General features: G+C 35.9%; 14 protein-coding genes. 9 read left to right on the top strand and 5 right to left on the bottom strand.

The annotated features are described in order from the left end of the window. The first annotated feature begins 320 nt into the window (after positions 1-320). The 7 genes from QDN89_RS06205 (at position 321) to QDN89_RS06175 (ending at position 5,890) form a co-directional block, all read left to right on the top strand. Positions 321-1,088, top strand: coding sequence for a dienelactone hydrolase family protein (locus QDN89_RS06205; RefSeq protein ID WP_280769225.1), 768 nt, complete (start codon positions 321-323; stop codon positions 1,086-1,088). 181 nt (positions 1,089-1,269) lie between these two features. Further along, a complete protein-coding gene (locus tag QDN89_RS06200) occupies positions 1,270-2,136 on the top strand; it encodes a L,D-transpeptidase family protein (RefSeq protein WP_425335371.1) in 867 nt (288 codons plus the stop codon). 277 nt (positions 2,137-2,413) lie between these two features. Continuing rightward, on the top strand, positions 2,414-2,809 hold the full coding sequence (locus QDN89_RS06195) for a hypothetical protein (protein WP_280769223.1): 396 nt from the start codon (positions 2,414-2,416) through the stop codon (positions 2,807-2,809). Between the two features lie 320 nt (positions 2,810-3,129). Then, positions 3,130-4,251 carry a TIGR04053 family radical SAM/SPASM domain-containing protein gene (locus QDN89_RS06190; protein WP_280769222.1) on the top strand — a complete coding sequence of 374 codons (1,122 nt, stop codon included), beginning with the start codon at positions 3,130-3,132 and terminating at the stop codon, positions 4,249-4,251. 303 nt (positions 4,252-4,554) lie between these two features. Continuing rightward, positions 4,555-4,707 (top strand): BH0509 family protein, encoded by a 153-nt coding sequence (locus tag QDN89_RS06185; RefSeq protein WP_280769221.1) that lies wholly within the window; start codon positions 4,555-4,557, stop codon positions 4,705-4,707. Between the two features lie 147 nt (positions 4,708-4,854). Beyond that, entirely contained in the window at positions 4,855-5,220 is a 366-nt protein-coding gene (locus tag QDN89_RS06180; protein WP_280769220.1) for a CidA/LrgA family protein, read from the top strand. Between the two features lies 1 nt (position 5,221). Further along, positions 5,222-5,890, top strand: a complete 669-nt coding sequence (locus tag QDN89_RS06175) for an LrgB family protein (protein WP_280769219.1) — start codon at positions 5,222-5,224, stop codon at positions 5,888-5,890. Positions 5,891-6,010: 120 nt separating this feature from the next. Here QDN89_RS06175 and QDN89_RS06170 read toward each other — a convergent pair whose 3' ends face one another. After that, positions 6,011-6,631: a peroxiredoxin gene (locus QDN89_RS06170; RefSeq protein WP_280769374.1), complete on the bottom strand. Its 621-nt coding sequence runs from the start codon at positions 6,629-6,631 to the stop codon at positions 6,011-6,013. A gap of 235 nt (positions 6,632-6,866) precedes the next feature. Here QDN89_RS06170 and QDN89_RS06165 point away from each other — a divergent pair, with 235 nt between their 5' ends. Both QDN89_RS06165 and QDN89_RS06160 read left to right on the top strand, forming a co-directional pair. Then, the gene (locus tag QDN89_RS06165) at positions 6,867-7,496 is read left to right on the top strand and encodes a YesL family protein (RefSeq protein ID WP_280769218.1); all 630 of its coding nucleotides are present in this window, start codon (positions 6,867-6,869) and stop codon (positions 7,494-7,496) included. Between the two features lie 178 nt (positions 7,497-7,674). Continuing rightward, the gene (locus QDN89_RS06160) at positions 7,675-8,751 is read left to right on the top strand and encodes an SDR family oxidoreductase (protein ID WP_280769217.1); all 1,077 of its coding nucleotides are present in this window, start codon (positions 7,675-7,677) and stop codon (positions 8,749-8,751) included. Between the two features lie 80 nt (positions 8,752-8,831). Here QDN89_RS06160 and QDN89_RS06155 read toward each other — a convergent pair whose 3' ends face one another. The 4 genes from QDN89_RS06155 to QDN89_RS06140 all read right to left on the bottom strand — a co-directional run bounded on the left by QDN89_RS06155 (position 8,832) and on the right by QDN89_RS06140 (position 12,211). Continuing rightward, positions 8,832-9,668: an alpha/beta hydrolase gene (locus QDN89_RS06155; RefSeq protein WP_280769216.1), complete on the bottom strand. Its 837-nt coding sequence runs from the start codon at positions 9,666-9,668 to the stop codon at positions 8,832-8,834. 206 nt (positions 9,669-9,874) lie between these two features. Further along, entirely contained in the window at positions 9,875-10,597 is a 723-nt protein-coding gene (locus tag QDN89_RS06150; RefSeq protein WP_280769215.1) for an amino acid ABC transporter ATP-binding protein, read from the bottom strand. After that, positions 10,597-11,268: an amino acid ABC transporter permease gene (locus QDN89_RS06145; RefSeq protein ID WP_280769214.1), complete on the bottom strand. Its 672-nt coding sequence runs from the start codon at positions 11,266-11,268 to the stop codon at positions 10,597-10,599. The genes QDN89_RS06150 and QDN89_RS06145 overlap by 1 nt, the downstream gene beginning before the upstream one ends. A 94-nt stretch (positions 11,269-11,362) precedes the next feature. Continuing rightward, a complete protein-coding gene (locus QDN89_RS06140; RefSeq protein ID WP_280769213.1) occupies positions 11,363-12,211 on the bottom strand; it encodes a transporter substrate-binding domain-containing protein in 849 nt (282 codons plus the stop codon). Between the last annotated feature and the right edge of the window lie 116 nt (positions 12,212-12,327).

Genomic DNA, 12,327 nt, shown 5'->3' with positions numbered 1-12,327 from the left:
CTGCGGAAAAGGAAGTCAGTCAAGACCCTACAGGGCAAAGTCCGAAGCGGCTTGACGACTTCTCCGCGGAAAGCGAGTTTGCGCAGGGATCATCAAGCCTTTATGCATCTTACCTTATAATTTTAATAACGTTTCTGAAAATATAACACTTTTTCACTGGTCTCGGAACCGTTTCTTTTAGTTCTTATTATGAACAAATTGTTAACAGTTTTATAATTTTATCGAATTATCATTTTTTTAGAAGGCTCTCTCTTTAAGTAAATGGTCATTCAATGGTAAGATGAATAATACTAATTTCATATAGAGAGGGATATAATCATATGATTACAGTTTCAAAAGAACAGTTAGCTGGAATACCAAGTTTACAGGTAGTCGATTTACAGAAAGAAAACAACCCGCTTCCACTCGTTATTTTTTGGCACGGGTTTACTGGTGTGAAGGAACATAGTCTTCATCACGCTTACTTATTAGCAGAAGAAGGATATCGAGTTATTCTTCCAGATGCTTTGCATCATGGAGAACGTGACAAAGGTATCTCCAATGACCAAAGAAACTTATTTTTCTGGGAAATTGTTATTCAAAGCATTCATGAAACAGCAAGTATCGTATCAATTTTTAAAGAAAAGGCACATATATATCATGATGATATTTCGATAGCTGGGGTTTCGATGGGTGCTATTATTTCATTAGGAGCCATGACGCAATTTGATTGGATTAAAACAGCTGGATCTTTTATGGGGACTCCGGCTTATGAAGACTTTGTTCAGCGGCAAGTAGAGCAAATGAAACGCTCATCAGATTATTTTCCATTTACGGAGAAGGAGCTATCGGAGAAAGTAGCATTAATCAATCAGTATGATCTTTCGAAGAAACCAGAAGCTATCATTGGGAGAGAATTATTTTTCTGGCATGGAGAAAAAGATGATGTTGTTCCGATTAAAGGGGCAAAAGACTTTGTAGACCATCAACGAGAAAACGATAATATAAAATTAATTGTAGATAAACATGCGGGACATCATGTAAGTCATCAAGCCATATTAGACTTTGTTTCATGGATGAAAAAACGACAAACGATAAAAATTAATTAACAATAAAATAACAATAAAAATGCTGACGATTTGAAATAGTTAGCATTTTATTGTTGACTCCTCCTCGTTGACTTATTTATGTCAAATGATAAATTTATTTGTGATTTTTTAGATATGACTAGAAATTGTATAAGCCCTTCTTCATATAGTTTAATACAACGATATGAAAGAAGGTATGTATGTGTTTAAAAAAGGATTGTGTAGCGTGTTACTTGTGCTTTTTTTCGGATCGATGATGCCAGTGGGAGAGGTATCTGCATCTAACGAGCAACTTATTATTATTAACAAAGCAAATAATAACCTTATATTTTATGAAAACAATAGGGCAGTAGAATTATTTTATGTGGCTACTGGAAGAGATCAAAGTCTAACTCCTGAGGGTCAATTCAATATTGTTAATAAAATTAAAAATCGTCCATATTATAAAGAAGACATTCCAGGTGGAGATCCAAGTAACCCACTTGGAAACAGATGGCTTGGTTTAGATGCAAATGGGACACATGGCAATACTTATGCCATTCATGGAAACAATAACCCTTCCTCTATTGGAACGTATGCAAGCGCAGGTTGTGTTCGCATGTATGATGAACAAGTAGAATGGCTTTTTGATACAGTAGAAGTGGATACACCAGTGCTCATTGTCACATCTGAACTTTCATTCGACTCGATTGCTGAAGAAAATGGGTTCAACGTTGAAGGTGCTCATATCGAAGCAACCCCTATCGTCTCGAGTGACATTCTTCGTTATGGCAATATTGGAGAATCTGTAGAAAAACTACAAAACAAATTAAAGAAATTAGGCTACCATATGGAAGATGCAATAGGGAGTTATGGTGAAGATACTAAAGAAGTTGTGAAACAATTTCAAACAGATAATAATTTAGAAATAGATGGCATCGCAGGGAAAGAAACAGAAACTCTATTGGAAAAAAGGAACAAAAGAGCGGATGCTCCACTCTATATACCGTCACGAACTGATTATATAAACGGGAAGGAATCTTATCTAGTAACTAGAACGAAGACAGATTATAAGATCAAGAACTACTAACAGTTATGTTAAAAATAATTGAGCCACTATACTTTTTAACTCAAATATTCTGTCGAAGTATGATTTTAAACATCTGTGATACTCAAGCTGAAAAAAGAGGCTGATAACACCTTGTCCACAAGACATGAGCGGTGATTTAAAAATCAATAACCTACGATAAATGGAGCCAAGTTGAGAAGTATAGAGGTTTTTGAATTTAAATTTCTTCTATATTGAAGGAAAAGTATTTTTTTTTTGTAGAATATTACTCTCTAGTGGAATTTTAGGAGGCGTTTATTTGAATTATAAAAACAAGGTTTCCATATTACTTCTAACTGTAGCAGTAATCATTCTCATTTTTACAATGATAAGTGGATTAGTAATTGGCTCAGAAACATTCAGAGGAGCAGGAACTTATTATGCGTGGAGTTTTATTTTACCTTACTGGTTTTCTGGTATTGCCATTGCGGTCGTTTTTGTTGCGTTAGCTGAGATTATTGAACAACTGCAAAAGCTAAACAGTCAAGGAGAAGACAAATTTGCCTTTAGTGAAACGGATAGTCAACAAGTTTTGGATGAGAAACTGAAGGAGGATGGAACTAGTGCTTCACCAACAAAAGATTATACCGTTTCATGGATTGTTGCGATTTGCCTGTTAATTGTATTCATTCTACTTGCGATCACTAGCATGTAAAACTAATGAGTGAAACATACATATAAATTTGCACTTCTGAATAATAAGGATGTTCAAGTACTGTCTTGTCAAAGGACTCAGTGTTTTGCCAGTAGAGAAAGTCCCTAAGAGAGAAAAACTGGCAGAGAAAGAAGCATTCTCGAAATAGTCCTACACTTTTTGTGTCCATTCATTTTCTAACATTCAGTGAACTTAACAAAACATGTATAGATAATGTGAACATTATGTTTAAGTTGGAGATAATGTGATCTTCGTCACATCGAGAAGATACTCCCAACGTTAAACTTATCGTAAGAGATAAGATACAGGGAGGGTTTCACATGTTTCCTCGAGACTATAATGAAAATCCATTTATCGTTATATGGGAATTAACGAGAGCTTGCGAATTAAAATGTTTACACTGTCGAGCGGAAGCTCAGTATCACCGCCATCCATTTGAACTTTCTTTTGATGAGGGGAAGAAACTCATTGATGATATACATTCCATGAATAATCCAATGCTTGTTTTTACAGGCGGAGATCCATTAATGCGAGAAGATGTTTTTGATATAGCGAAATATGCGATTGATAAAGGTGTTCGTGTTTCAATGACTCCTTCTGCTACACCTAATGTGACTAAACAAGCGATGGAAAAAGCAAAAGATGTCGGTTTATCAAGATGGGCATTTAGTTTAGATGGACACAATGCAGAAATTCATGATCATTTTAGAGGTACGACAGGTTCGTTTGACTTAACGATGAATGCGATCAATTATTTGCATGAATTAGAAATGCCTTTGCAAATTAATACGGTTATTTCTAGATATAATTACGATTACTTAGAAGAAATGGCAGAAATGATTGAAAAATTGGACTGTGTGTTATGGAGTGTGTTTTTCCTCGTTCCTACAGGACGAGGACAGGAAAAAGATATGATTTCACCTGTTGAACACGAAAAAGTTTTCCAATGGCTTTATGACCTTTCCAAGAAAGTGCCATTTGATATTAAAACAACAGCAGCACAACATTACCGAAGAGTTGTCATTCAAAATAAAATGCGAGAAAAAATTAGTGCGAGTGAAGGATCTGACATTCATTATGAAGATGCACTGAAAAGCGGCTCTACAGGTCAGATCGACGGACTAGGGAGAGCGCCTAAAGGGGTTAATGATGGCAATGGCTTTGTGTTTATATCCCATACAGGAGATGTGTTCCCAAGCGGATTGTTGCCTATTAAAGCAGGTAACGTACGAGAGACACCTCTTCCAACCATTTATCGAGAGTCAGAAGTGTTTACATCATTAAGAAATCCAGACTTATATAAAGGAAAGTGTGGCGTCTGTGAATTCAAACACGTTTGTGGTGGGTCTCGTTCGAGAGCTTATGCAATGACAGGAGATTACTTGGAGAGCGAGCCATATTGTGTTTATGTACCAAAATCAATGAGAAAAAAAGCTCAATAACACTTTTTTTAGCCTTTCTGTCCTATGCAGAAGGGCTTTTTTATACTTTAAAGTTTAATTCCGTTAATGGACTAAAGTATAAAAACTAAGGCTTTCGCCAGGACTTGGCGATAAGCCAAGTTTTTCTAATAAAAATGAATATTAGGTCGAAGTTCATATACTTTTCCACTTTTAATGACCAATTAACTATTTTTAGTAGATTGTAAAAAATGTTTTAAAAAAACATTGACCACTGTTTATATCTGTTATACAATACAAATATAAAATACAAACTGTATTAATACAGAAAAGGAGAGGGTTTATATGCAACGTCAGGAAAGAGAAAACATGATTAAATTTTTGTCTAGAGTAAAAGAGATGTCATTTGAAAAATTGATGGTTCTGACGGACGCGGATGTAGAGCATTTGTATACGCGGGCATATAACGATCATGAAGTATACGAAGAAGTAATTTAGGTGAGAAATGATAGAAAACCATCTCCGATCTAAAGAACGTGAAAATGAAAACCGTCCTCTACGGAGGGCGGTTTTCATTAGTAAAAAATAATTCTATAGTGACGAAATAAAAGGCTACAGATACAGTGAACCTAGGAGTGAATGAATATGTGGAAAAATATAAGTTTTGTTTTACTACAGCTAATGATATTATGGGCTATTCATCAACTAGGTTTATTTTTAACGGAATGGGCCTCCATTCCGCTACCGGGTAATGTCTTAGGTATGGTTATCTTGTTTATTTTATTAGTCTCCGGTATTATACCGATCACTTGGATAGAACGTGGAGCGAAATTATTAATAAAACATTTGACATTTTTTTTTATACCTATTTGTGTTGGTCTTATGACTCTTGGACATATGGGTATTTCGGAAGGAATTTTTTTAATGTTTGTTATTATGTTGAGCACATGTATTGGTATCATCGTAACTGGTGGAATGTCACAAACGATATCACGAAAAAAGGAAGAGTGAGATGAATACTATACTAATCGTACACATTGTTATGACCATTGCCGTTTACATGATCACTAAAAAAATATATCAGCGTTTTCCGTCACCATTTTTGACTCCGATATTTTTAAGCACGGTATTGATCATGGCTATTCTAATTTTTAGAGATGTCCCATATAGTCAGTATGAACCGGCAAAAAATGTCATAACGTATGCTCTTGGACCTGCTACAGTTGCTTTGGCTGTCCCCATTTATAAAAACAGAAAGTTTATTTTAAAACACGGGTTAGCCGCTGGTGTAAGTCTTATTTTAGGGTCTACAGTTGCGGTAGTGATTAGCTTAATAATGGCACATTTGTTTCAGATAACAAAATCTGTTTCTGTTTCACTTTCTGTGAAATCAGCAACAGTACCAATAGCTTTAGAAATTGCTTCATTAAATCAAGGGGATCTAGCGCTAGCCGCAATATTTGTGATGGTTACAGGGATGATCGGAGCTATGTTTGGACCACGGCTTTTGAATATAACTAATATCTCTGATCCGATGGCTCGGGGACTGGCGATCGGAACGATTGCTCATGGAATTGGAACCGCACAAATAGCAAGAGAGGGTGAAATACAAGGAGCAGTAGCAGGATCGGCAATGGCTTTAACTGGTGTATATTTATCTATTTTTTTGTGGGTTTTTTAACGTCTGGTTTTGTTATCATTAAGTGATGATTTTGCTAAAATCATCACTCTTAAGGAGCCTCACGAATATTTTCACATCAATAATTAGCTTTAACATAGATAAATCCTTGAAGGCGTTGCACTAAATTTTTCCTATCATATTTGGATCTCTTTCGATACCGGGTTTCCCAGGTACCCAATTTGCTGGGACACCAAGACCAGTATCTAAAAAATATTGAATACCTTCTAACATTCTAATGATTTCATACGTGTTTCGTCCAACTTCTCGTGGATATACTAGTTTTGATTTAATAATCCCTTCTGGATCGATTAAGACCGTTGCTCGAAAGGGAGCACCTGATTCTTCATCTAATACACGATATGCTCGACTTATTCGTTGATTTCGGTCACTTACGAGTGGGAACTCAACTTGAGTCATAGACGGAGAGATTTCTTTAAACACTTTATGAGAATAAATGCTGTCGGTACTAATGCCCCAAACTGTGGCATTTAACTTTTGTAAATGATCATAAATAGCAGCAACTGCTGCTAACTCTGTTGGTCATACAAACGTGAAATTGCTCGAGTAAAAAAATAAAATAACCCACTTTCCACGTTCATTACCTAAATTTACCTCACTTAATTGATTATTGATGAGTGCCTGTGCAGTAAATTCGGGTGCCAAATCGTCTCTAGTAGCGGTAAAAGGAATATCACATAAATCCAACTCATCAACGCTTAAACGATCTCGTTCTTCTTGCATAGACATGTAAATTATCCTCCTATTCGTTAATTGTTCCTAAATAAGATATGCATAAGTGACCAAAGTGGGAAAGAAAATCAATAAGTGTAGAAAAAAATGCCGCAAAGAGTTAAACTGATAAGGTCGTATTATTAATCATGAAATTATTAAGGTAGTCACCTTCGGGATGATTACTTTTTTAGGTTTAAAGAACGTAATTTATTATCACTAAATGAAAACTAGAGGAGGGAATGAAGTGCAACAGACTGGAACTTCAGGGTTTATTTACCGAGTGGCAGATTGGATGATGAAACTTGCCTTCGTTAATTTATTATGGATTTTATTTACAATATTAGGATTTGGGGTATTTGGTTTTTATCCCGCATGGATTGCAATGTGTCGATTGATGACATTATGGAGTAAAGGAGAGGAACCACCTCTTTTTAAAACTTTTTGGTCCGTATATCGAACCGTGTTCTTGAAAGCAAATGCGATTGCTTTAGGAATTATCATCATGTTTGCAGTTATTTTTGTTAATTTAAATATTGTTAGCTTGTTTGGAGGATTTTTCTTTTATTTTTATAGTATTAGTACATTTATACTGCTAATTGTACTCATTTTATGGACGTTCGTATTCGGACTCGTATCAGCTGAAAAATATAAAGTAGCTTTTTCTAAAATAGCTTTCGTTGAACCAATCAAGCGTTTAGTTCTGTCTCCAGGAAAATCAATTGTGCTTATTTTAGCTATTGGTGTCATTTATTTACTCAATGGTTTCATCCCTGGCCTTCTTCCTGTATATAGTGTCAGCCTTATCTGTTGGGTAATGATATTTTTATTTGTTGGACAAGATGTGACCGAAGAAGTTACCAAAAAACCACAATAATCATAAGACAATAACTGGTGTTTCTGTAGGAACTCAGATGGGAAACTGATCAAGTAACCCTTTTTACTACACAAACAATACTTAGTTAGTGTAAAATAAACTAGATATTCAGTTATTATTAAACAACCGTGTCGATCGGTGATTTTGAAATAAAGAGTAAGTAAGGAGCTTTTATTCCATGAATGTTTTTGTAACAGGTGGAACGGGATTTTTAGGAATGGATTTAGTTCATAAATTAGTAAAAGAAGACCATAACGTCTATGTCCTTGTTCGTAGTCATAAAAAAGCAGCGTTATTGAAAAATCGTTTGAACAGTCAAGAGCAAAAGCAATTGCACGTTTTGGAAGGAGATCTCTCCGACGAAACGCTAGGTCTTTCGAAGACAAAATTAAAACAATTATCAGGAACGATTGATGCTATCTATCATAGTGCAGCATATTTATCGTTTAATGAAAAAGATCGTGATCAACTTCTAAAAGTTAATTTTGAAGGGACGCAAAATCTTTTAAACTTTGCAAAACAAATGCAAATTTCAAAGTTCATCCATGTGAGTACAGCCTATACATTAGGAGAACGAACGGAAGGGTTTGAAAAACTTTACCCAATTGATTCTACACAGTTTGTCAATGCATATGAGGAAAGTAAATGCTACGCAGAACACGAAGTGATGTCGTACAAAGAACATTTTGATGTGGTCATCATGCGTCCAGCGATCATTATTGGTGATTCCGAAACCGGAGAAGCGGACACGACTTTTGGTATGTATGGTGTTATGCGTATGGTTGAGCTTTTAAAGAAGAGAATGTCGAGGTATCCTGATAAGGTCGATCATCATGATGTGAAGATTTTAGTAGGAATTAATGAGACAACGCATATTGTCCCAGTAGATTATATTACGACACTTCTAGTGGCAGGACTGAAGTTTGCACAGACGACTAAAGTCTATAATCTTGTAAACCCTGCGCCTCCAGCTAATGACTTAATTATGGATACGATCAAAGACGGAATGGACTTCCAAGCTATTGAACTTGTTCCTTATGAAAAGGAAAATACATTATCTTTGGAAGAACAGAAATTAAATGATCCGTTACGAGTGTTTAAACCTTATTTAAACCGTACGATATGTTTTCATGACGATAATACGAAAGAGTTATTAAAAAATATAGGTCAACCTTTATTAAAGATGGATCGAGCTATGTTGTTGAGAATTGTGAAAGGCTTTCGCGATCGAAGAAAGACATATGTGAATGTATAAATTAGATTGTTATTTTTTAGATAACAGAAACTAATTTAAGCTAACGGATAGTAATTGTCCGTTAGCTTTTTTTCTGATAATCAAGGTTTCTGACCTTTTTTGTTTTCCAAAAACTTCTCAATATTTTCCCAATAATTTTCACTAGCTTGCAAATCATTATGGCCAAATCCTTCTAAGTAAACTTCTTTTTTTTCTCCAGCCCACGCATCTATGGTTACTTGTGAATGTTCAGGAGGAATAACTCGATCCTCAGAAGCAACGAAAGCTAATAAAGGAGATTCTATTGAATGTGCTTTATCACTGAGTTCGAATGGATGACGAATGAGTTGTTGAGCTGGGATGAAGGGATGGCGATGTTCTGATAATCGCGTTCTGCTATCATAAGGCGAGACAAGGATAGTACCAGCCAAGTCTCTTTCCTTCGATAAATGTGTGGCAGGTGCTGTACCCATGCTTCTTCCCATAGCAACAACAATACGATCACGTTCAGTCAGTTCATCATACATTGCTCGAGCATCGTGAAATAACGTTTCTTCAGACGGAGAACCATCACTTAATCCATATCCTCGATAATTCATTAACAATACGGACCAACCATCTAGATGATTAAAAGAATCAATTGAGTGGGAAAGTTCTTCCCCATTTCCTCCAAAGTAGATAAGTAAGGGAGCGGGGGAGGTGCGATCTGTTTGGTTTTCCATTATCCAACCATGAATATGTATATTTTCCTCTACTTCGATGATTAGTTCTTCGACATTTTCTCGATTAGTGGATATTTTTTTTGCATCTTCTTCGGAAAGCGATGGTTTAAGGAACAAAGATTGCTCTTGATTGAAGTAAAACATTGCTAGTTGAATACCATAGATAAGTAGAATGAAGAAACCTATGATCGAGATTGTTTTTATTAATACACGCATATATCATCACCTGCTTTCTTTGTTTCCCTTTTTCAGAGGAAATAAAGCTGAAAATATATTTTATCACTAGATTTATTTTTAATTTTCTTTACATAAAGAAGATATAGAGAAGCAGTTATTGATAGATAAGAGATGAACTAAATTAATAATTAAATGGAATAAGCAAAAAGCCATTCTATTGGAATGGCTTTTTGCTTAGGATCTTTTTAAAGGAGTTTACTTAAAAACTCTTGTGTTCGTTTGTGCTGCGGGTTATCAAAGATGTCTTCTGGACGGCCTTCCTCCATAATTTTACCCTCGTCCATAAACAACACGCGATCTCCCATTTCACGAGCAAATCCCATTTCGTGTGTAACAACAACCATTGTCATTCCTTCGTTAGCAAGGTCTTTCATCGCTCCTAGAACATCTCCAACTAGTTCGGGGTCAAGTGCAGAGGTGGGCTCATCGAACAGCATCACTTTAGGACTCATAGCTAATGCTCTTGCGATAGCAACTCGTTGTTTTTGACCTCCGGATAAGCTACCAGGATATACGTACGCTTTATCAGATAAACCAACTTTTTCTAATAAGTCGAGAGAAAGTTTTTCGGCATCTTTTTCTGAAATTCCTTTCACTTTCATTGGACCTAACGTAACATTATTAAGTACCGTCATGTGTGGGAATAAATTAAAGTGTTGAAACACCATTCCTACTTGAGACCGAAGTTCATTAATATCAATTTTAGGGTCCATGAGGCTTTCGCCATCGATAACGATGTCACCTGCTGTAATTTCTTCTAATAGATTGATACAACGTAAAAATGTACTTTTACCAGATCCGGATGGACCAATGACACATAATACTTCTTGTTCTTTTATTTCAGCATCAATTCCTTTTAACACTTCTGTAGCTCCGAAGGATTTGTGTAAATCAGTAACTTTAATCATTAAACATCTAACCTCCGCTCTATACGACGTAAAAATACCATCGATGGGATCGTAATAATAAGATAAGCTAAACAAAGCATGATATACGGCACGAATGTTTCAGCAGTTGTTCCGACATACTGTCTCATCAAATAAGTAACCTCTCCTAATGAGATAACGGCAAAGATAGACGTATCTTTTAAGCTTATAATGAATTGGTTACCGAGGGGTGGAATCATCCGTTTAAAAGCTTGGGGCCATATAATATAGCGCATCGTCTGAGTAGAACTTAGTCCAACAGAACGTCCAGCTTCCGCTTGACCTTTATCAATTCCTTCCACTCCACCTCGAACGATCTCAGCAATATAAGCTCCAGCGTTAATGGCAATAGCAATAATTCCAGCAGTCAAAGCTGTAAAGTTAATACCAAAAAAGTCGGATACAGCAAAATATAGAAATAAAGCTTGTACGAGAATTGGTGTTCCTCTCACAACTTCGATATAAACTGTAGCAATACCATAGATGACTTTACTTTTTGATAATCGAGCCAATCCAAAAATACTACCTAAAATAAATCCGAAAAACACACCAACAAATGTAACGATTAATGTTAATTGTAAGCCTTTCAATATGAAGGGGAGAGTATTAACCCAGTGAGGACTAGTGAAAATTTCAGTAAAATTCTCTATCACCTTAGGTGGCCTCCTTTTTCTATTATGTAGTTTTGGAGCGCAACGAGTGACATCTTTTTGTTGCGCTCCAAATTTATATCATGTTATTAAACGATTATTCATCGTCTGGTCTTTCACCAAACCACTCTTCGTAAATGTCTCCGTAAGTCCCGTCTTCTTTCATCTCAGCTAGAGCTTCGTTAACATCTGCTACTAGTTCAGATCCTTGAGGGAAGGCAATTCCATACTGCTCACCTGTCAACGTGTCACCAACTGTTTTCATTTCACCAATTGCCTCTGTATCAATGTAATAAAGCACGTTTGGTAAATCATAAACAACGGCATCAACACGACCAGCAACGAGGTCTTGGTATGCATTGACGATGTCAGGGAATGTATTAATTTCAGCATCTGTGTTTTCTAACAAATAATCTTCACTTGTAGTTGAAGCTCTTGTTGCAACTGGTTTTCCATCAAGATCATCTTCGGATTGAATTTCTTCTTCATCTTCACGTACCGCTATCATTAAACCAGCGTCATAGTATGGGTCAGAAAAGTCAAAGTTTTCCGCACGTTCTTCCGTAATCGTCATACCAGCAATTCCGATGTCGTAACGACCTGTTCCCATACCAGATACAATCCCGTCAAACTCGACGACTTCTAAGTCAATGGTAAATCCTACTCGATCAGCAATCTCATAAATAAGGTCAATATCAAAGCCTTCCATTTCTCCAGTTTCCGTATTTAAGTATTCAAATGGAACATAGTTGGAGTCCGTTGCTACGGTCAACTCAGGCATGTCCTCATCTGCAACGGCGTTGTTATTTTCAGCATTATCTTCAACATTGTTGTTTTCAGCAGCATTACCATCTCCAGTAACCTCTTCATTAGCATTTCCATCTCCACAAGCAGCGACAAAACTAGCAATCAATACAAGTGCAAAAATCAAAAATAGTTTTTTCACAAATCGTTCCCCCTTATAGTTTTTTATATTTCAAATAGTACTAATATTAGCACTATTTAAAAGAGAAGATGGTCTAAAAGATTAATGTATATCTTAAGTTAATGTATGATAAAAAT

Source organism: Salipaludibacillus daqingensis (assembly GCF_029891575.1).
Lineage (GTDB): Bacteria > Bacillota > Bacilli > Bacillales > Salisediminibacteriaceae > Salipaludibacillus > Salipaludibacillus daqingensis.
Note: the sequence above shows the minus strand (reverse complement) of the source record. Positions and strands in the feature narration are given on the sequence as shown.

Excerpts from the sequence above, each read along its gene's own strand:
- QDN89_RS06180 (WP_280769220.1), top strand. The coding sequence starts at position 4,855 with ATGTGGAAAAATATAAGTTTTGTTTTACTACAGCTAATGATATTATGG.
- QDN89_RS06185 (WP_280769221.1), top strand. The coding sequence starts at position 4,555 with ATGCAACGTCAGGAAAGAGAAAACATGATTAAATTTTTGTCTAGAGTA.
- QDN89_RS06175 (WP_280769219.1), top strand. The coding sequence starts at position 5,222 with ATGAATACTATACTAATCGTACACATTGTTATGACCATTGCCGTTTAC.
- QDN89_RS06155 (WP_280769216.1), bottom strand. The coding sequence starts at position 9,668 with ATGCGTGTATTAATAAAAACAATCTCGATCATAGGTTTCTTCATTCTA.
- QDN89_RS06150 (WP_280769215.1), bottom strand. The coding sequence starts at position 10,597 with ATGATTAAAGTTACTGATTTACACAAATCCTTCGGAGCTACAGAAGTG.
- QDN89_RS06205 (WP_280769225.1), top strand. The coding sequence starts at position 321 with ATGATTACAGTTTCAAAAGAACAGTTAGCTGGAATACCAAGTTTACAG.
- QDN89_RS06160 (WP_280769217.1), top strand. The coding sequence starts at position 7,675 with ATGAATGTTTTTGTAACAGGTGGAACGGGATTTTTAGGAATGGATTTA.
- QDN89_RS06190 (WP_280769222.1), top strand. The coding sequence starts at position 3,130 with ATGTTTCCTCGAGACTATAATGAAAATCCATTTATCGTTATATGGGAA.